We start from the raw sequence: 20,072 nt of genomic DNA, 5'->3' as shown, positions 1-20,072 counted from the left end.
AACGTCACGCGTGCTTTTGCGGGGGTCTGGGCAGGGGAGGAGTGGCGTCGTACCCTTGGGGGTATGGGGTTGGGAAGATGATTCCCGGACAGAGCCGCATCTCCAGCTGAGCACCTCTCGAAACCGCTCCCTCCTCACGAGGACTCTCTTCGCCGAGACACCGATGGCCGGTCACGAAATCCCTGAACCCAAAGACCGCAAGCAGGTAGCCGACCCCAGGTCGGAGCCGCGGACGGTCGAAGAAGCGCGCCCCGCGTGCGATCCCGCCTTCCGGCACGGAGTGGTGGTCGGTTTCGACGGCTCCACCTCCAGCGAGCGGGCCCTCGCCTACGCGATCGGCATGGCTGGCAGATCGGGCTCGGGCCTGATCATCGTCCATGTGGCCAACCGGCTCCCGACCACGGTCTGGGCCGGCTGCGAGCCCCCCGTCTTCGTCGACGTCCCCGACCACCGCACCGAGGTCCTCGGCCTGGAGCTGGCCTGCGCGGACTACCTCTCCGAGGTCCCGTGGGTGCTGGTGGAGCGTGGCGGCGACATCTGCCACGAGCTGGAGGAGGTCGGCCGCGAGTATTCCGCCGACGCCATCGTCGTCGGCTCCACGCACGGCCTCGTCGGCCGGATCTTCGGCTCGGTGGCGGGCCGCCTCGCCCGCCGCGCCCAGCGCCCGGTCATCGTCATCCCCTGAGCGCGCCCAGGAGCCCTTGTCCTGCAACGAGTTGGGCCCCGCACCGTCGTCACGACGGTGCGGGGCCCAACTCGTTGTACTGCGGCCGACTACTCGACCGTCACCGACTTCGCCAGGTTCCGCGGCTTGTCGATGTCCCGGCCCATCGCGAGGGCCGTGTGGTACGCGAAGAGCTGGAGCGGGATGCCCATGAGGATCGGGTCCAGCTCGTTCTCGTTCTTCGGTACGACGATGGTGTGGTCGGCCTTCTCCTGGACCTGGTGCGCCACGGCGAGGATCCGGCCGCTGCGCGCCTTGATCTCCTCCATCGCGGCCCGGTTCTTCTCCAGCAGGTCGTCGTCCGGCACGATCGCCACGGTCGGCATCGCGGGCTCGATCAGCGCGAGCGGGCCGTGCTTCAGCTCGGAGGCCGGGTAGGCCTCGGCGTGGATGTACGAGACCTCCTTCAGCTTCAGCGAGGCCTCACGGGCCACCGGATAGCCGCGCACCCGGCCGATGAACATCATCGACTTGGCGTCCGCGTACTCCGCCGCCAGCCGCTTGATCTCGTCCTCGCCCGCCAGGATCTCGCTGATCTGCTCCGGGAGCTTCCGCAGCCCGTCGATGATCCGCTTGCCGTCGGCGACCGAGAGGTCACGGATGCGGCCCAGGTGCAGCGCGAGCAGCGCGAAGGCGACCACGGTGTTGGTGAAGCACTTGGTGGAGACCACGCAGACCTCCGGGCCCGCGTGGACGTACGTACCGCCGTCGGCCTCCCGCGCGATCGCGGAACCGACCACGTTCACCACACCGAGGACGCGCGCGCCCTTGCGCTTCAGCTCCTGGACGGCGGCGAGCACGTCGTACGTCTCGCCCGACTGGGAGACCGCCACGTACAGGGTGTCGGGGTCGACGACCGGGTTGCGGTAGCGGAACTCGGAGGCCGGCTCGGCGTCGGCGGGGATCCGGGCCAGCTCCTCGATGAGCTGGGCGCCGATCTGGCCCGCGTGGTACGAGGTGCCACAGCCGAGGATCTTGATCCGGCGCACCCCGCGCGCCTCGCGGGCGTCCAGGTTGAGGCCGCCCAGGTGCACGGTGGAGAACCGGTCGTCGATCCGGCCGCGCAGCACGCGGTCCACCGCGTCGGCCTGCTCGGAGATCTCCTTGTGCATGTACGTGTCGTGGCCGCCCATGTCGTACGACTCGGCCTCCCACTCCACGGTGGTCGGCGTCGCCGTCGTGGTCGAGCCCTCCGTCGTGTACGTACGGAAGTCGTCGGCCTTCAGGGTGGCCATCTCGCCGTCGTCCAGCGTGACGACCTGGCGGGTGTGGGCGACCAGCGCGGCGACGTCCGAGGCGACGAACATCTCCTTCTCGCCGATGCCGAGGACGACCGGCGAGCCGTTGCGGGCGACCACGATGCGGTCGTTGAAGTCGGCGTGCAGGACGGCGATGCCGTACGTGCCCTCGACGTGGCGCAGCGCCTCGCGGACCTTCTCCTCCAGCGTGTCCGCCTGCGCGCGGGCGATCAGGTGGACCAGCACCTCGGTGTCGGTCTCGGAGAGGAGGACGATGCCGTCGGCGGTGAGCTTGGCGCGCAGCTCCGAGGCGTTGTCGATGATCCCGTTGTGGACGACGGCGACCTTGTTGTCCGCGTCCATGTGCGGGTGCGCGTTCTCGTCGCTCGGGGCACCGTGGGTGGCCCAGCGGGTGTGCGCGATGCCGGTGGTGCCGGCGAACCGCTTGGGGACCTTGGCCTCCAGCTCGCGGACCCGGCCCTTGGCCTTGACCATCTTCAGCGCGCCCGGCTTGCCCGCCGCCGCCTTGCCGGTGATGACGATGCCCGCGGAGTCGTAACCCCGGTACTCCAGCCGCTGCAGGCCTTCCAGCAGCAGCGGTGCCACATCACGCTTCCCGATGTATCCGACGATCCCGCACATGGATTTTCTGCCCCTCCATCGACGTACACGTACACGTACTTGTCTGTGTCTGCCTGCGTGCCGCGCCCTCGCACGGGCGCCCGGCCCGCTCAGCCGTAGACGATGCGGCGCAGCTGGCGGAGCGAGAGCTCCGGCGGCGCCACGGCGCGGTGCGGCAGCTCGGCCGCGATCCGCTCGAAGATCTCCGTGTTGACCAGGCCGCCGGACTGCAGTTCGCGGTGGCGGCGCCGGACGAAGTCGTCGGTGCTCTCGTCGAAGTACGCCAGCACGTCGAGGATCACCCGGGCCGCTTCGCCGCGCTGGAGCGCGGTGGAGCGGACGAGGTGGTCGATGAGGTCGTCGTGCGACGAGCGGCGTTCAAGCACCCGTCGATATTGCTTGTCGAACCGCTCCTACGCAAGAAATCTGCCCGATATCGGGCAGGGCACCCCCCGGGAAGGTGCTCGAAACGGTCACATCCGGCTCAGGATCGCCTGCTTCGCCGTACTGAACTCCTCATCCGTGAGGACCCCGGCCCGGTGCAGCTCGCCCAGCTCCCGCAGCCGCCGCAGCAGCACGTCGTGATCGTCGGCGGGCGGTACGGCGGTGGGCGCGGGCTCGGGCGCCTTGGTGAGGGCCGGGGCCTCCACGGGCGCGTCCAGTGCCGTACGGGCCTGCGGCAGCCGGGCCAGGACCGCCGCCGCGACCACGACCGCCGTGTACTCCTTCTTGGACAGCCCCCACAGCTCCAGGGAGTACGGGTCGTACTTCGGCGGGGCCGAGACCGGCCCGTCCACCGGCTCGAACCGCAGGTAGCCGTTCTCCAGGCCGATCGACGGCAGCCAGCGCACACCCGCGATCCGCGCCAGCGGGAAGGTCGCCGGGCCGCTCGCGGTCTTGGACTCCTCCGCCTTCCAGTTCCAGGTGAGCCGCACGGTCTCGCCGTCGAAGGACGCCGTGCCGTCACCGCCCCCGCCGGAGACCGGCAGCGAGGGCCCCGGCAGCAGGAACCGGTCCACCGGGCCCTCGGGCACCTGCTCGATCAGCAGCGCGTTGCGGACCTCGTCGACGAAGTACTCCGCCACGCCCGTACGGTCCTTCTCCACGGTCAGGACGTACGGGTCGGCGCCGTCCTTCAGGCGGCCGTCGGCGGCCCGCAGCACCGGGCACGCGCCGCCGCGCAGCCGGAGCCGCAGCCGGCCGCCCTTGCGTTCCGGCTCGAACGAGACACCCGCCAAGGCCTGTACGGGAACGGCCAGTTCACCCAGCGCCAGCCGGACCGGATGCGCCTTGCCGCCCGGCACGATGCGTACCGTCTCCCCGTCGAACGTCCACGTTCCGTCGCGCTGGATGATTTCTGCCATACCCGCGATTCTGCCAGCCGGGCGTACGGGAGCGGGCCCGGTCCTTGACCCGTCCACCGCTCCGCGATACGCATGGTCGGCGCGTTCGGTTGCCCCGAGATCCACAGGTAGCACCCGTCGAAGGGACAGGCTTGTGCGACAGCGACAGCGACGTCCGATGGGGAAGGCCCGGCTTACGACCCCGAAGGCCCGGCGTACGACGCCGAAGGCCCGGCCCGGAACCCTCCCCAGGCTCCTCTCCACCCTCCTGCTCGTCGTGGCGGCCGCCTTCTCCGCCACCGCCGCCACCTCCTCGGTCGCGGCCGCCTCCGCACCCCGCCCGCTCGGCCAGCTCGTGCCCGTCCCCGCGCAGGTGGTGCCGGGCGGCTCCCCGTACGCCATCACTGCCACGACCCCGATCAGGGTCTCCGGCCACTCCGGCGAGGTCCGGCGGATCGGCACCTACCTGGCGGAGCTCCTGCGCCCCGCCACCGGCTACGCGCTGCCCGTCACCGACCGGCCGGGCCCCGGCGGCATCCGGCTGGAGCTGGGCTCGCGGGACCGCGGCCTCGGCGAGGAGGGGTACCGGCTGCGCTCCACGCCCGCCGCGCTCACCATCACCGCCCGCGCCCCGGCCGGGCTCTTCCACGGCGTCCAGACGCTGCGCCAGCTCCTCCCGGACCGGGTGGAGGCCGACAGCCGGCAGAAGGGGCCGTGGAAGGTCGCGGGCGGCACCATCACGGACGCGCCGCGCTACGGCTACCGGGGCGCGATGCTCGACGTCTCGCGCCACTTCTTCTCCGTCGCCGAGGTGAAGCGCTACATCGACCAGCTCGCCCTCTACAAGGTCAACAAGCTGCACCTCCACCTCTCCGACGACCAGGGCTGGCGGATCGCCATCGACTCCTGGCCCCGGCTCGCCACGTACGGCGGCTCCACCGAGGTCGGCGGCGGACCCGGCGGGTACTACACGAAGGCGCAGTACCGCGAGATCGTCCGGTACGCCGCCTCCCGCTATCTGGAGGTCGTCCCGGAGATCGACCTGCCCGGCCACACCAACGCCGCCCTCGCCTCCTACGCCGAGCTGAACTGCGACGGGATCGCGCCGCCGCTCTACACCGGGACCACGGTCGGCTTCAGCTCGCTCTGTGTCTCCAAGCCGGTGACGTACGACTTCGTGGACGACGTCCTCCGTGAACTCGCCGCCCTCACTCCGGGGCCGTACCTCCACATCGGAGGCGACGAGGCGCACGCCACCAGCCAGGAGGACTACGTGGCGTTCATGGCGAAGGCGCAGGCGGTCGTCGGGAAGTACGGCAAGACGGTGATGGGCTGGCACCAGCTGACCGGTGCGGTGCCGGTGAAGGGCGCGGTGGCGCAGTACTGGGGGTACGACCGGACGGGCGCCGCCGAGCGGAAGCAGGTGGCCGACGCGGCGAGGAGCGGCACCAGGCTGGTGCTCTCGCCGGCCGACCGGGTCTACCTGGACATGAAGTACACCAAGGACACACCGCTCGGCCTGAGTTGGGCCGGACTGGTCGAGGTGGAGCGGTCCTACGACTGGGACCCGGCGACCTACCTGGAAGGCGCCCCGCAGGAGGCCGTCCTCGGCGTCGAGGCGCCGCTGTGGACCGAGACGCTGACGGACAGCGCGGAGATCGAGGCGATGGCCTTCCCGCGGCTGCTGGGCGCCGCCGAGATCGGCTGGTCACCGGCGGCGGCCCGTGACTGGGACACGTACAAGGTGCGCCTCGCCGCGCAGGGGCCGCGGCTGACCGCGCTCGGGATCGGCTTCTACCGCTCGCCGCAGGTGGACTGGGACCGGTGAGGACAGAGGTGAGCGCCCGGGGGACCGTCCCCGGGCGCTCACCGGCTCATGCGGGCCGCTCAGAACTTGGCGATCGGGTTCTTCAGGCGGCCGACCAACTGCAGGGCACCCGCTGGGTCGTTGAGGTCGACCATCTGCTGGTTGTTGCGCAGCTGGAGGCGGTTGAGGCAGGAGAGCGCGAACTCCGGCTCGAACAGGTCGTACTGCGCGAACTTCTCCGCGAGATACGGCACCGACTCCTGGTAGCCGCGTACGCACTCGGCGACCGTCCGCCAGAAGGTGTCCTCGTCCAGGACCCCTTCGGTGGCCAGGCCCGCGCCGAGGAAGCGGAAGAAGCAGTCGAAGACGTCGGTGAAGACCGACAGCAGCTTCATGTCCTCGGGCACCTCGGCGCGGATCCGGTCGACCTTCGGCGGCAGCACCGCGTCCAGGTCCATGACCGCGATCTCCTCGGCGATGTCCTTGAAGACCGTGCGGGTGACGACCCCGTCCTCGACGACCAGGATCACGTTCTCGCCGTGCGGCATGTAGACCAGGTCGTAGGCGTAGAAGCTGTGCAGCACCGGCACCAGATAGGCGTCCAGGTAGTGCCGCAGCCACACCTGCGCGTCCAGCCCGGACTCCGCGATGAGGGCCGCGGCGACCGAGCGGCCCTCGTGGTCGGTGTGGAGCAGGGAGGCCATGGTGGCGACCCGCTCGCCCGGCTCCAGGCCCGCCACCGGGCTCTCGCGCCAGAGCGCGGCCAGCATCTTCAGATACGGCGAGCCCTTGGCGGTGGCCGCCTCGTACGCACGGTGGTGGTAGCCGATCGCGGCCCGCTCCCGGATGATCGAGAACCGGGCGGCGGTCAGCAGGCTGTCGCGCTCGATGAGCCCGGCCAGCCAGTCGTTGATGGCGGGCGTGGCCTCCATGTAGGCGGCGGAGAGGCCGCGCATGAAGCCCATGTTCAGGACGGACAGGGCCGTCTTGACGTAGTGCTTCTCGGGGTGGTCGGTGTTGAAGAACGTACGGATCGACTGCTGGGCCAGGTAGGCGTCCTCGCCCTCGCCGAGTACCACCAGATGGCGTTCGGCCAGCTCGCCGGCGAACGTCACGGCGAGCTTGTTCCACCACTGCCAGGGGTGGACGGGCAGCAGGAAGTACGCCTCCGGGTCCAGGCCGAGCGAGTGCAGCGTGGCGGCGAACCGCTCCCGGGTCGCCTCGCTCAGCTCGCCCTCGACCAGCGTGTGGTAGTCCAGTCCGGCGCCCGCGGTGAAGGTGGCCCGGTCGCGGCGGGCGGCCAGCCAGACCAGCCGGATCGGGGAGGCGGCCTCGGGGGCGTACGCGCGGTACTCGTCGACCCCGAAGCCGAGCCGGCCGTTGTTGGCCACGAAGCAGGGGTGGCCCTCGGTCATCCCGGTCTCGATGGCCTGGAAACCGGCGGCGACGAGCTGGCCGGAGGTGGCCGGTTCCTTGGTGAGTTTGTAGGCGGTTCCGGCCAGGGTGGAGGAGACCTCCTCCAGGTAGACCGGCAGGATCTCCTCGGAGAGCCCGAGCGCCACCCGCAGCTCGATGAAGAACTCCAGTGCGTCGAGCGGTACTTCGGCCCCGTGCCGGTGGCGTGTGATCGAGTCGGCCTCGACCTGCCAGTGGTCCAGCGCGAAGACGCGCGCGGTGAAACGGTACTCCGTGCCCGCGTCGTCGCTACGGAGGGTGTAGCGGTCCTCGCCGAGGGGGGCGGGCGTCAGCAGCCGTTCATGGCTGAATTCTGCCAGTGCTTTGCGGACCAGCAGTCGGTTTGCGGTGGCCCAGCGGTCCGGCGAGAGGTGGGCGACGCTGTCGGTGAGGGCGGTCGTCATCGGTCGGTTCCTCCGGTTGCTGCTTCGAACTGCTCGCGGGTGCAGGCGCTGAGCAGTGCGTCCTTCTCCGGTTTGGCGATCTCCCGCAGGACCTCGAAGCCGACGGCCTTGTTGAGGGCCTGGACGGCGCTGTTGGTCACGTCGGGTTCGACGACGACCCGGCGCACCGACGGATCGGCGAAGAGGAACTCCATCACGGAGGTGATCACGGCCCGGGTGAAGCCGTGTACCGGGGTGTCGGTCGGCGCGACCAGGAAGTGCATCCCGACATCGCCGGGCTCCGCCTCGTACAGCCCTTTCAGCTCGACCTCGGTGGGGTCGTACCGCTCGATCAGGAACGCGGGCTCGCCGTCGTGCAGACCGATGAACGCCTCGTGGTGCGGATGGGCGGCGATCGCCATGTACTCCCGCTCCACCTCCTCCAGTCTGGCCCCGCCCATCAGCCAGAACGCGGCTTTGGGGTGGGTCACCCAGCCGTGCACCAGCTCGGCGTCGGAGGCGGGGTCGAGCGGGCGGACGGTGAAGTCGCCGAGTTTCCCGGGGGTTTCGTTGCTGCGGGGGTGGTTCATATCGCGAACTCCTGGAAGGCGATGGACTTCTCGACCGGGTAGTACTCACGGCCGAGCAGTTCGCCGATGATGTACGCGTTGCGGTAGGCACCCATGCCCAGGTCGGGCGAGGTGATCGAGTGGGTGTGCACCCCGGCGTTCTGCAGGAAGATCCCGCGCCCGGTGGTGTCGATGCTGTAGTTGCGGGCCACGTCGAAGCGGCCCCGGCTGTCGTGGCGCAGCCGGCCGGTGACCGGGGCCAGGAAGGCCGGCGCCTCGTAGCGGTAACCGGTGGCGAGGATCAGGCCCTCGGTGGTGAGCTCGTACTCCTTGCCCTGCTCCTCCTGGCGCAGCCCCAGGCTGTACGCGCCGCCCTCCTCGTCGTAACGCGCACTGAGCAGCGCCGAGTTGGTGAGCAGCCGGGTCGGGACCGGGCCGGGCAGGTTCTTCTGGTAGAGCAGGTCGAAGATCGCGTCGATCAGCTCGCCGTCGATGCCCTTGAACAGCCCCTTCTGGCCGGTCTCCAGCCGGTAGCGGGTCTCCTCGGGCAGCGCGTGGAAGTAGTCGATGTACTCCGGGGAGGTCATCTCCAGCGTGAGCTTGGTGTACTCCAGCGGGAAGAACCGTGGGGAGCGCGTGACCCAGTTGAGCCGGTAGCCGTAGGTGTCGATCTCGGAGAGCAGGTCGTAGTAGATCTCCGCCGCGCTCTGCCCGCTGCCGACCAGGGTGATCGACTTCTTCTTCTGGAGCTCGGCTTTCCCCTCCAGATAGCGGGAGTTGTGCAGGAAGTCGCCGCCGAGACCGTGGCAGGCCTCGGGGATGTACGGCGGGGTCCCGGTGCCGAGGACGAGGTGGCGGGAGCGGAACTCCTCGCCGGACACGGTGCGCACGGTGTAGAGCTCGGTGCCCTCGTCGTACGTCACCGCCTCCACGGTCTCGTCGAACCGGATGCTGCTCAGCTTGGCGGCGGCCCAGCGGCAGTAGTCGTTGTACTCGGTCCGCAGCGGGTAGAAGTTCTCCCGGATGTAGAACGAGTAGAGCCTGCCGCGCTCCTTGAGGTAGTTGAGGAACGAGTACGGCGAGGTCGGGTCGGCCATGGTGACCAGGTCCGACATGAACGGCGTCTGGAGATGGGCCCCTTCGAGGAACATCCCGGAGTGCCACTCGAAGTCCGGCTTGGACTCCAGGAAGACACCGTTGAGTTCGTCGATCGGCTCGGTGAGGCAGGCAAGGCCGAGATTGAACGGGCCGAGCCCGATCCCGATGAAGTCGTGGGGGTCAGGAAGCGCGGTCAAGGGAGTCTCCCAGGTACTGCTCGGCGTGGCCGGAGATCAGGTCGAGGACCGTGGCCATGTCGGCCACGGTCGTTTCGGGGTTGAGGAGGGTGAACTTCAGGTACTGGCGGGCGCCGACCTTGGTGCCCGCCACGATCGCCTCGCCGGAGGCGAACAGCGCCTTGCGGGCGTGGAGGTTGGCGCGGTCGATCTCGTCCGGCGAGGTGACACCGGACGGGATGTAGCGGAAGACGAGCGTGGAGAGCTGCGGCTGCACCACCACGTCGAAGCGCGGGTCGGCGGCGAGCAGCTTCCAGCCTTCGGCGGCCAGGTCGCAGACCTCGTCGAAGAGTTCGCCGATGCCGTCGGCGCCCATGACGCGCAGCGTCATCCACAGCTTGAGCGCGTCGAACCGGCGGGTCGTCTGGAGGGACTTGTCGACCTGGTTGGGTATCCGCTCCTCGGCCATCCGGCGCGGGTTCAGATACTCCGCGTGGTACGTGGCGTGGCGCAGGGTCGCCCGGTCGCGGACCAGGAGCGCCGACGAACTCACGGGCTGGAAGAAGGACTTGTGGTAGTCCACGGTCACCGAGTCGGCGTGCGCGATGCCTTCGAGGAGGCCGCGCCGCTCGCGGGAGGCCAGCAGACCGCAGCCGTACGCGGCGTCCACGTGCATCCAGGTCGCGAACTGCTCGCAGAGCGCGGCGATCTCGGGCAGCGGGTCGATGGAGCCGAAGTCCGTGGTGCCGGCGGTCGCGACGACGGCCATGGGCACGGCACCCTCGGCGACGCACTGCTCCAGGGCGTGGGCGAGGGCCACGGCCTGCATGCGCTTGTTGCTGTCGACCGGGATGGAGACCACCGCGTCCGGGCCGAGGCCGAGCAGTTTGGCGGACTTCTGCACGCTGAAGTGGCTGCACTCGGAGGTGAAGATCCGCAGCCGGGTGTAGTGCTCGGGCCGGATCTTCGCCTCCTCGCGGGCCAGCAGCAGGGCCTGGAGGTTGGACTGCGTGCCGCCGCTGGTGAAGATGCCGTCGGCGGCCGGGCCGAGGCCGATGCGCTCGGTGGTCCAGTCGATCAGCCGGCGCTCGATGAGGGTGCCGCCCGCGCTCTGGTCCCAGGTGTCCAGGGAGGAGTTGATCGCGGAGAGCACGGCCTCGCCGAGCACGGCGGGGATGACGACCGGGCAGTTGAGGTGGCCGAGGTAGCGGGGGTGGTGGAAGTAGACGGCGTCGCGGAGGTAGACCTCGCCGAGCTCGTCGAGGGCGGCGGTGGCGTCGCCCAGCGGCCGGTCGAGGTCGATCGCGTCGACGACGGGGGAGAGCTCGTCGACACCGACCCCGCTGAAGGGGCGCTCGGTGGCGGCGAGTTTGGCCGCGACCCGTTCCACTCCTGCGGTGACGGTGCGCCGGTAGTGCTCCGCAGTCGTGTTGTTGAGCAGGTGCGAACGCATGAAGGGGTCCTCCCGGGTGAGGGGAACTTCATCGCGGCCCTCCGGGCAGGGGGGAAAGGGGGACGAGGGACGCGATGTCGAAGTGAGGTTAGCCTAACCTAACTCGATCACGGGCTCTTCTCCGGCCCCACCGGGTGCGGAGGTTGTCCGCTTTGGTTCCGGTTCGGCTACTCCACCGCTCCGGCGCGGGCGATCGTCTCCGCCCGCAGCTGCTCCTCGCTCAGCCCGCGCCGCCAGTACCCGACGAAGGTGACCCGCCTGCGGTCGAAGCCGCGCTCCTGGACGAGGTGGCGGCGGAGTGCGCGCACCTCGGACGACTCGCCCGCGATCCAGACGTACGGGGTGCCTTCCGGCAGCTCGGCGGCGCGGACGGCCTCCACGGCGGGCGGCGAGCCCTCGCTCCGGACGAGCCAGCTGATCCGGGCCTTGGCGGCGGTGTTGAGGGCCTGCCGGTCCTCGGTCTTCGGCACCTCCAGCCAGGCCCGCGTGGGCATCCCGGCGGGCAGCCACTCCAGCGCCGCGGAGGCGGCGGGCAGGGCCGTCTCGTCGGCCCAGATGAGCACCCAGTCGGTGTCCTCCGGGGGCCGGAAGTGGACGGAGGTGTTGTCCGCGACCGCCGGCCCCAGCACCTTGAGCCGGTCGCCCGACGCGGCCATGAGCGCCCAGCGGGAGGCCGGACCGCCGTCACCGTGGAGCGCGAAGTCGATGTCCACCTCGGTGGAGCCGTCGGCCCTCACGCGCTGGGCCCGCACGGTGTACGACCGCATCACCGCCCGTACGTCCTCGGGCAGCGCCCGCCACTTCGGGTACCAGGCCCCGTCCGCACCCTCCGGCACCACGGCCTCGCTCTGCCCCGGGTGCGGCAGGAAGAGGGAGAGGCTCTGGTCGCGCCCGCCGGCCCGGAACCCCTCGGCCCCGGGCCCGCCCAGCGTGATCCGGAGCATGGAGGGGCCGAGCCGCCGGACCCGCAGGACGGTCAGGTCGAAGAAGCGGAACGGGGCGACATGGGGCACGGCGGCGGTCGTCGTCAACGAGGGCTCCTCCGGAACGGGCAGGAGCGACGGGCGGACGGGCCCGGCTCCGGCGAGGGCAGTCCGAAGGAAGGAGCCTAACCTTGCTAGGTGGTCATGGTGTCGTGGGGGTGTGCCGCAGGCGGGCCGGCCCGAAACGACCGCCCGCCCCGACCCCGTACCGCTCCGACTCCGGCAGTTACGCCGCCACCCGCCGGAGGACCGGCGAACCCTTCGCCCTCCGGCGGCCCTACACCCCGAAGTCGCCCTCCAGCGGCTCTACACCCCGAAGTCGGCCCGGCAGGCGTCCAGCCCCTCCACGGTGACGTCGACGCTCCGGTGCTTCTCCCACCCGGCCCGGTCCAGCCGCAGCCGCTGCAGGGGAGCGGCCTCGCCGCGGATCACCTGGATCTGGAGGCCGTCGGGCTCGTACCCGAGCTTGCGCGAGACACCGAGCGAGCCCGCATTGTCCGTCCAGGCCTCGGAGACGGCGTACCGGGCGCCGAGCCCCGCGAAGGCCAGGTGGAGGGCGGCGGCCCGCATCTCCGTGCCGATGCCCTGCCGCTGGTGCGGGAGGCCGAGCCACGACCCGGACACCACCTCACGCCGTACGCCGAACTCCTTGCCCATCACGTCCTGCCGCCCCACGACCTGACCGTCGTGGAGGACCACCAGGGAGAGGTGCCACTCCTCGGGCGTCCACCCGGCGATGGTGCCCAGCACATGCTGGTAGGTGGCCCGGCCGACCTCGTCGGGCGTGCCGTCGGTCCACGGTACGAGGAAGGGCATCCGGTCCGCGGCGTGCACCCCGCCCGTGGCGACCGTGGCCAGCTGGTCGAGGAGCGCCTCGTCGGGCAGCCGCAGTTCGAGGCGGGGCGTACGGATCCGGAGCCCGCTGAGGGGCCAGTAACGGTGGCTCATGCAGGGACTTTGCCGGACGGGAGGCCGGCCTGTCGAACGGGATTCCCGGAGGCGGCGGCCCCGCCACCGGCCCGCCGCCGCAGCCCGAACGCGCTGACGGCGGTGGCGATCACGGCGGCGGCCAGCGGCACGACGAGCGCGGCCCGGTAGCCGTCGAGCAGAGCGGCCGGTGAAGTCCCTTCGGTGGCCGCGATGTTGACGGCGGCGACGGCGGAGAGGCCGAGCGCGGCGCCGAACTGGAAGGAGGTGTAGAGCAGCCCGCCCGCGACGCCCTGCTCCTCCTCGGCGATGCCGTCGGTGGCCGTGATCGTCAGCGGACCGTACGCCAGCGAGAACGACACGCCGATCAGGACCAGGCTCGGCAGCATCGCCAGGTACGTCCGGTCGGCGCCGAGCGGCAGGAACAGCGCGTACGCGAGGGAGGCCAGGAGCAGCCCGCCGACGATGACGCGCGCGTTGCCGAACCGGGCCACCAGCTTCGGCGTCAGCAGTGGCGAGAGCACCGCGTCCACGCCGATGACGATCAGCGCGAAGCTGGTCTGGAGGGACGACCAGCCGCGCAGCTCCTGGAGGTAGAGCACGGCGATGAACTGGAAGCCGAAGAAGCCCGCCGCGAAGAGCAGCCCGGACACATTGGCGCGGACCAGCGATCCGTTACGGAGGAGGCCCAGGCGTACCAGCGGCGAGGCCGAGCGGCGCTCGACGAGGACGAACGCGAGGAAGAGGAGGACCGCGGTACCGATCGTGCCGGCCGTCCAGGCGGCCGGGACGTGCGTGGCCCGCTCGACACCGAAGACGAGCAGCAGGATGCCGCCGGTGACGGTGACCGCTCCGGCCAGGTCCACGCCCTGCCCGGTCCGGTCCGTCCGCGGCGACCGGGGGACGAGCCGCAGCGCGGCGAGCAGGATGACGGCGGAGAGGATGACCGGCGCGAAGAACACCCAGCGCCAGTCGACGGCCGCGAGCAGACCGCCGACGACCAGCCCGACGGAGAAGCCGCCGGCGGCGGTGCCGGAGTAGACGAGCAGGGCCTTGTTGCGCTGCGGCCCTTGCGGGAAGCCGGTGGTGATGATCGACAGGCCGGCCGGGGTCATGAAGGCGGCGGAGACACCCGTCACGAACCGGGCGAGGATCAGCATCCACCCTTCGGTGGCCAGCCCGCCGAGGCCGGAGAAGAGCAGGAAGACCACGAGCCAGCCGATGAACATCCGCCGCCGCCCGAACAGATCCGCCGCCCGGCCGCCCAGCAGCATGAAGCCGCCGTAGCCGAGGACGTACGCGCTCATCACCCACTGGAGCGTGCCGGTGGAGAGCCCCAGGTCGGCGCGGATCGCGGGCAGCGCCACGTTCAGCATGGCCACGTCGATGCCTTCGAGGAAGATCGCGCCGCAGAGCACGAGGAGCACGCCCCAAGCGCGTCTGTTCATAGGGGGAGTTGGCAGTGGTGCGGACACGGAAGTCCTCCTCGGGCAGGAATGCGGGCATGGCGAACCGCCGCAACAGCGGTCGCGGGTAAGGAAGGTGGCGAAGCCGGGTTACGGGAGCGCCTGTCGGTTCCCTCTTGTAACCACTCGAAGCATGCGGCAGGCTGAGGAGCCATGGAAGAAGGCACTTTGAAGTCACCGAGTAACTCCGGCCATACCGGAGTTGAGCAGCGGCGCGAAGGGGCCGGGCAGGAACTCGGCCGAGGTGGGCAGGACTTCGACATCAGCAACTGGGACGTACGCGAGGGCTGCGAGGTCCGGCAGATCCTCGACCGGGTCGCGGACAAGTGGTCGCTGCTCGCCATAGCGCACCTGGAGCGCCGGACCCTGCGCTTCTCCGAGCTGCGCCGGCTGATCGACGGCATCAGCCAGCGCATGCTGACGGTGACCCTGCGCCAGCTCGAACGCGACGGCCTGGTGCGGCGCACGGTCTATCCGGTCGTCCCGCCGCGCGTGGAGTACGAGCTCACGCCGATGGGCGCGACCCTGCACACGACGATCCGGGCCCTGGTCGACTGGACCGAGGGCCACCAGCAGGAGATCGCGAAGGCGCGCGCGGAGTACGACAGCCGCCAGGACGAGGAGGCGGGGGCCTCCTGAGCCCGTAAGTCCGCCTCATATCCGCCGGGTTGGCGCGCGGTTAAGGTGGGCCGGTGACCTCATCTCAGGGAAGCGCCATGGCGCGCGTGGGCGAAGGTGACCGCGAGAGCGCCGTGCGGCGCGTGCGGGAGGCGTACGCCGAGGGGCACATCTCGCACGAGGAGATGGACGAGCGCCTCGGCCGGGTGCTCGCCGCCACGACGCACGCCGAGCTCGCGGCGGCCCTGGAGCAGCTCCCGGCGGAGGACCCGGGCACGACGGCGACGATCGCCGCGGCCGGGGGGCGGATCACGCGGCGGGGCGCGTGGCAGGTGCCCAGGGTCCTCAAGGTCGAGTCCGCCTTCGGGCGGGTGCGCCTGGACCTGTCCCGGGCGGTCATCGCGTACCCGGTCGTCGACATCGAGTTGAGCCTCGGCACCGGCAACGCGAGCATGACGGTGCCGCGCGACGCGATCGTCGAGGTCGGGGGGCTGGTGACGGGGTGGAAGGACCTGCGCTACCGGCCCCGGCAGCCGTCCCGCCCCGGCGCGCCGCGCATCCGCATCTCGGGGGCCCTGGGATACGGGCGGCTGAAGATCCGCCACGCCTGGCGTTGAGGCGCCCGCCGGGTGCGTGCGGCGGGTGCGCGCGGCGGGCGGCCTCGCGGACACGGCCTGTTGGCCAGGTCTTCCCATCGCGGCCCTCTCGGGGAAAACTGTGCCGAGCACTGTGGTGCACGCGCCCGGACGGGGTTTGGACAACGTTGTCATCACCCAGCCGGGGGCCACTCCTTCCGTCTCCCCCGAGAGGACCGCTCATGCGGGAACCCACCGCCGCCGCACACCCGCCGCCCCGGACGAGACGGGGGCGGCTGCGCGCCGTCGCCGTGGCCGCCCTCACGTCGGGCGCGCTCGTCGCGGGCCTGGTGCCGGCCACGGTCACCGCCACGGCGGCCGAGGCCGCCCCGCGCGCCTCCACCATCAGCGCGTACGACGCCGTCGACCCGTTCATCGGCACCGAGCTGGACCCGGCCCAGAACAAGGGCAACAGCGCCTACGGCAACACCTGGCCGGGCGCCACGACCCCGTTCGGCATGGTCCAGTCGAGCCCGACGACGTACCGCTCCTCGGACGGCGACCAGAAGGGTGGCTACGAGTACAGCGCCGACAAGCTCCGCGGCTTCGGCATGACCCGGCTCTCCGGAACCGGCTGCGAGGGCCGGTTCAGCGCCTTCGACTTCCCGGTGCTGCCGTACACGGGCCCGCTCACCGGGGGCGCGCTGCCGACCAGTCCCGGCACGAAGATCGACCCGTACTACCTGGACTTCGACCACCGCGACGAGACGGCGGCGCCCGGCCACTACACGGTCGGCCTCGGTAACGGCGTGGAGACGGAACTGACGGCGACGACGCGTACCGCCGTCAACCGGTACGAGTTCCCGGCCCGCAAGGACTCTGCCGCCCTCATCCTGGACGTGGCGGGCTCCAACAACCGGGTCTTCGGCAGCGAGGTGAAGGTCGAGGGCCGCACGGTCAGCGGCTGGGTCGAGACGGCGTCGGTGTGCGACGAGGGCGGCCGGTACCGCGCCTACTTCTCCGCGACCTTCGACCGCGACTTCACCTCGTACGGCACCTGGCAGGGCGGTACGGTCACCCCCGGCGCGGCGACCGCGCGCGGTGGCGAGGCCAGGCACGGCTCGGGGGCGTACCTGGTCTTCCCGAAGGGAGCGACGGTCACCGCGCGGACCGGCCTCAGCTACGTGAGCGTGGCGAACGCGGCCCGCAACGCGGAGGAGGAGACCGGCGGCCGCACCTTCGACCAGGTGCGGAAGGCGACGGCGAAGGTCTGGAAGGACACGCTGTCCACGGTGGCGGCGACCGGCGGCACGAAGTCGGAGCGGGTCAAGTTCTACACGGCGCTCTACCACTCCCTCCTCCACCCGAACGTCTCCGACGACGTGAACGGCCAGTACCCGGGCCACGACGGCAAGGTCCGGAAGGTGGCGCCGGGCCGGCACCACTACGTGACGTACGCGGGCTGGGACATGTACCGGGGCCAGGCGCAGCTCATCGCGCTGCTCTTCCCGAAGGTCGGCGACGACATCAACCAGTCGCTGGTGGACCTGGTGAAGCAGACGGGCGCGTGGCCCAACTGGCCGCATCTGAACCAGTCCCAGCAGAAGATGAGCGGTGACTCGCTCCAGGTGGTGCTGTCGTCGATCGACGCGTTCGGCAGTGTGGACTACGACCGCAAGGCGGCGCTCGCGTCGATGCGGAAGACGCAGTCGCTGCCGGCGGACACGACGAAGCGGGCGCACGCGCAGCAGTACTTCAGCGCCGGTTTCATCGACAACGGCAAGGGCGACTCGGCCACCTCCAAGACCCTTGAGTACGCGATCGACGACTTCGCGATCGCTCAACTGGCGTACCGGCTGGGCGAGAAGGCCACCCACGACCGGTTCATGACCCGCGCGCAGAACTGGCAGAACCTGCTCGACCCGGAGACGGACCGCATCCGTCCGCGCGGCCGCAACGGCTTCGACCGCTCCTTCAACCTCGGTGAGCGCGGCAACCAGTTCGAGCAGGCGACGGGCTACCAGTACGGCTGGATGGTCCCGCAGAACCTCGGCACGCTGATCGAGAAGCGAGGCGGCATCGAGCCGGTGACCCGCGACCTCGACGAGCACACCAAGTCGCTGGACGCGGGCGTCTACAACACCACGGGCGCCTACCTCTCCAACCAGCCGAGCTTCTCGATGCCGTACGTCTACAACTGGCTGCGCCAGCCGCACCGTACGTCGGAGGTGCTGCGCCGGGCGACGGACGAGATGTACGACACGACGCCGTCGGGCCTGCCGGGCAACGACGACCTGGGCTCACTCAGCGCCTGGTACGTGTGGGCGAACCTCGGGATGAACCCCACGGTGTACGGCACGGCCAACCTGGTGCTCAGCTCGCCGATGTTCGACCGGATCGTGATCGACAGCGCGGAGAGCGACCGCCGGATCACGATCAAGGCGGAGGGCGCGGCGTCGGACCGGCCGTACGTGACGGGGCTGAAGGTCAACGGCCGTTCCACGTCGGCATCCTGGCTGACCGAGGACTTCGCGCGGGCGGGCGGCGTGCTGACGTACACGATGGGCGAGGCGCCGGGCACCTGGGGCACGGGTGCGACCGATGTCCCACCCTCGTACACGGCAGGCTCCGATGCCCGCAACAACATCGGCTCGACGCCGGACGGCCAGGGCAAGCTGGGCTCGCTCGACCTCAGCGACAACTCCCTCTCCCGCGAGAAGCTGGCGGCGGCGGGCGCGGCACCGGGCGCGAAGCTGCCGCTCGGCGACACGGGCGTGACGTTCACCTGGCCGAAGACCAATGCGGGGCAGCCGGACAACTGGATCCCACACGGCCAGCGGGTGAACCTGACCGGCGGGAACGGCAAGGGCGTCAAGGCGACGGGCATCTCCTTCCTCGGCCTGGCGACGAACGGCCCGTCGCAGGGCCTGGCGAGCGTGGAGTACGAGGACGGCTCGACGCAGAACGTGGCGGTGCAGTTCACCGACTGGACGCCCGGCACCAACTACCTCTACGGCAACGCCCCGTTGGTGGCCACAGAGGGCCGCAACAAGGTGAACGGCACGTCGGACACGACGCGCACGGTGGTCTTCGGCACGGTCCCGCAGGTGCTGGACGGCAAGAAGCGGGTGCGCTCGGTGATCCTGCCGCAGGGCACGGACCGCGGCATCATGCACATCTTCGACGTGGCGCTGACGACCAACCCGGACCTGAAAACGCCGGGCGTGATCCCGGAGCGCATGGTCCTGACTCCCACGGAGACCCCCTCCACCTCCCAGGCGGTGACGTGGCGGACGGGCAGCGGCACGACGCAGGGTGAGGCGCAGTACCGCCAGGCGGGCTCCAACTCGGCCTGGAAGAAGGCGAAGGCGGTGACGAACGAGGAGCTGCTGAGCAGCGGAGTCCCGACGCGCACGCACTCGGCGGTGATGGAGGGCCTGAAGCCGGGGACGAGGTACGAGTACCGCGTGGGCACGGGCGACAAGCTGAGCGAGCGGTACGTGTTCACCTCGGCCGGCAAGCCGGGCGACGCGTTCACCTTCCTCTACTTCGGCGACGCCCAGAACGACCTGAAGGCGAAGTGGGCCCCGGTCGTCGACCAGGCGTACCAGCGCTTCCCGAAGGCGATCGGCAGCGTGAACGCGGGCGACCTGGTGGACTCGGGTGGCAACGCGGGCCAGTGGGACGAGTGGTTCGGCGCGATGAACGGCCGCAGCCAGACGACGAACGTGATCGCGGCACCGGGCAACCACGAGTACAACGCGGACCTGTTCCTGAAGACGTGGAAGTCGACGTTCGCCTACCCGACGAACGGCCCGAAGGCGACCCCGGCGAAGGACGACACCCCGGCGGAACGCCAACGGGCGGCGTACGAGACCCACATGGCGAAGTCGATCGGGGAAACGGCCTACTACGCGGACTACCAGAACGTCCGCTTCATCACCCTCAACGCGAGCACGCACGACGCCCGCGAGCTGATGACCCCGCCCGACCTGCCGCCCTGCTCGACCGGTTGCCCGGACCCGCAGAAACTCTGGCTGGACCTCCAGGCCCGCTGGCTCGACCACATCCTGGCGAACAACCCCAACAAGTGGTCGGTGGCCACCTTCCACCAGCCGGTCTTCTCGGCAGCGGTCGGCCGCGACGAGAAGCCGATCCGCGACGCGTGGCTGCCGGTCTTCCAGCGCAACGACATCGACCTGGTCCTGATGGGCCACGACCACGTGTACGCCCGTGGCTACGTGAACGCGGACGCGACGGACACCCCGGGCGTGACGACGGGCCCGGTCTACGCGGTGGCGATGGCAGGCCCGAAGTACTACGAGCTCTCCCCGGCCGACGACAACGTCTGGACCCGCAACGGCGCCACCCAGGTGGCCCGCGCGGCCCACACGTCGACGTTCCAGGGCATCACGGTCACCAAGGACACGATCCGCTACGAGGCGGTGGTGGCGGCCAAGTGGGACGACCGGTCGACGACGGACAAGGAGGTGGGGGAGACCCTGGACGCCTTCACGATCACGAAGAACGACGCCGGCGTGAAGCACGTGACGGAGGACGGGGTGGGGGTGCCTAGGGGCCGTTAGGCCCGGTTCGGACGGGGGTGCGGCCGCCTTGCGTCGGGCGGCCGCACCAC

15 protein-coding genes are annotated in these 20,072 nt (G+C 70.6%); 5 read left to right on the top strand and 10 right to left on the bottom strand.

All coding sequences use genetic code 11. From position 1 onward, the window contains the following. Nucleotides 1-163 precede the first annotated feature (163 nt). A complete protein-coding gene (locus ACQP09_RS10880; protein WP_432151953.1) occupies nt 164-685 on the top strand; it encodes a universal stress protein in 522 nt (173 codons plus the stop codon). Nucleotides 686-774: 89 nt separating this feature from the next. On the opposite strand, the gene glmS is transcribed toward ACQP09_RS10880, so the two are convergent. The 3 genes from glmS to ACQP09_RS10865 all read right to left on the bottom strand — a co-directional run bounded on the left by glmS (nt 775) and on the right by ACQP09_RS10865 (nt 3,947). Continuing rightward, nucleotides 775-2,604, bottom strand: coding sequence for a glutamine--fructose-6-phosphate transaminase (isomerizing) (glmS, locus tag ACQP09_RS10875; RefSeq protein WP_433397972.1), 1,830 nt, complete (start codon nt 2,602-2,604; stop codon nt 775-777). A gap of 89 nt (nt 2,605-2,693) precedes the next feature. Next, nucleotides 2,694-2,969: a hypothetical protein gene (locus tag ACQP09_RS10870; RefSeq protein WP_003968990.1), complete on the bottom strand. Its 276-nt coding sequence runs from the start codon at nt 2,967-2,969 to the stop codon at nt 2,694-2,696. A gap of 87 nt (nt 2,970-3,056) precedes the next feature. Further along, a complete protein-coding gene (locus ACQP09_RS10865; RefSeq protein WP_433397971.1) occupies nt 3,057-3,947 on the bottom strand; it encodes a DUF4429 domain-containing protein in 891 nt (296 codons plus the stop codon). A 157-nt stretch (nt 3,948-4,104) separates the two neighbouring features. Between ACQP09_RS10865 and ACQP09_RS10860 the strand changes: the two genes are divergently transcribed. Then, entirely contained in the window at nt 4,105-5,754 is a 1,650-nt protein-coding gene (locus tag ACQP09_RS10860; RefSeq protein ID WP_433397969.1) for a beta-N-acetylhexosaminidase, read from the top strand. Between the two features lie 59 nt (nt 5,755-5,813). On the opposite strand, the gene ACQP09_RS10855 is transcribed toward ACQP09_RS10860, so the two are convergent. The 7 genes from ACQP09_RS10855 to ACQP09_RS10825 form a co-directional block, all read right to left on the bottom strand. Then, nucleotides 5,814-7,592, bottom strand: coding sequence for an IucA/IucC family protein (locus ACQP09_RS10855; protein WP_433397967.1), 1,779 nt, complete (start codon nt 7,590-7,592; stop codon nt 5,814-5,816). Next, nucleotides 7,589-8,161 (bottom strand): GNAT family N-acetyltransferase, encoded by a 573-nt coding sequence (locus ACQP09_RS10850; protein ID WP_433397965.1) that lies wholly within the window; start codon nt 8,159-8,161, stop codon nt 7,589-7,591. The genes ACQP09_RS10855 and ACQP09_RS10850 overlap by 4 nt, the downstream gene beginning before the upstream one ends. Further along, nucleotides 8,158-9,435, bottom strand: a complete 1,278-nt coding sequence (locus tag ACQP09_RS10845) for a lysine N(6)-hydroxylase/L-ornithine N(5)-oxygenase family protein (protein ID WP_433397964.1) — start codon at nt 9,433-9,435, stop codon at nt 8,158-8,160. The genes ACQP09_RS10850 and ACQP09_RS10845 overlap by 4 nt, the downstream gene beginning before the upstream one ends. Then, on the bottom strand, nt 9,419-10,867 hold the full coding sequence (locus tag ACQP09_RS10840) for a pyridoxal phosphate-dependent decarboxylase family protein (protein ID WP_433397962.1): 1,449 nt from the start codon (nt 10,865-10,867) through the stop codon (nt 9,419-9,421). Before ACQP09_RS10840 ends, ACQP09_RS10845 begins: the two co-directional genes overlap by 17 nt. Nucleotides 10,868-11,034: 167 nt before the next feature. Further along, on the bottom strand, nt 11,035-11,898 hold the full coding sequence (locus ACQP09_RS10835) for a siderophore-interacting protein (protein WP_433397960.1): 864 nt from the start codon (nt 11,896-11,898) through the stop codon (nt 11,035-11,037). Nucleotides 11,899-12,156: 258 nt separating this feature from the next. Beyond that, the gene (locus tag ACQP09_RS10830; protein ID WP_433397958.1) at nt 12,157-12,798 is read right to left on the bottom strand and encodes a GNAT family N-acetyltransferase; all 642 of its coding nucleotides are present in this window, start codon (nt 12,796-12,798) and stop codon (nt 12,157-12,159) included. Beyond that, complete coding sequence (locus ACQP09_RS10825) at nt 12,795-14,225, bottom strand: MFS transporter (RefSeq protein ID WP_433397956.1); 1,431 nt, start codon at nt 14,223-14,225, stop codon at nt 12,795-12,797. Before ACQP09_RS10825 ends, ACQP09_RS10830 begins: the two co-directional genes overlap by 4 nt. Nucleotides 14,226-14,396: 171 nt before the next feature. Here ACQP09_RS10825 and ACQP09_RS10820 point away from each other — a divergent pair, with 171 nt between their 5' ends. The 3 genes from ACQP09_RS10820 (at nt 14,397) to ACQP09_RS10810 (ending at nt 20,022) form a co-directional block, all read left to right on the top strand. Next, nucleotides 14,397-14,882 carry a winged helix-turn-helix transcriptional regulator gene (locus ACQP09_RS10820; RefSeq protein WP_433397954.1) on the top strand — a complete coding sequence of 162 codons (486 nt, stop codon included), beginning with the start codon at nt 14,397-14,399 and terminating at the stop codon, nt 14,880-14,882. Nucleotides 14,883-14,935: 53 nt separating this feature from the next. After that, nucleotides 14,936-15,478 carry a DUF1707 SHOCT-like domain-containing protein gene (locus ACQP09_RS10815; RefSeq protein ID WP_433397952.1) on the top strand — a complete coding sequence of 181 codons (543 nt, stop codon included), beginning with the start codon at nt 14,936-14,938 and terminating at the stop codon, nt 15,476-15,478. A gap of 200 nt (nt 15,479-15,678) precedes the next feature. Further along, nucleotides 15,679-20,022 (top strand): GH92 family glycosyl hydrolase, encoded by a 4,344-nt coding sequence (locus tag ACQP09_RS10810; protein WP_433397951.1) that lies wholly within the window; start codon nt 15,679-15,681, stop codon nt 20,020-20,022. The last annotated feature ends 50 nt before the right edge of the window (nt 20,023-20,072 follow it).

The organism is Streptomyces sp. CA-146814 (assembly GCF_050942385.1).
In the GTDB taxonomy this organism is placed as follows: domain Bacteria; phylum Actinomycetota; class Actinomycetes; order Streptomycetales; family Streptomycetaceae; genus Streptomyces.
Note: the sequence above shows the minus strand (reverse complement) of the source record. Positions and strands in the feature narration are given on the sequence as shown.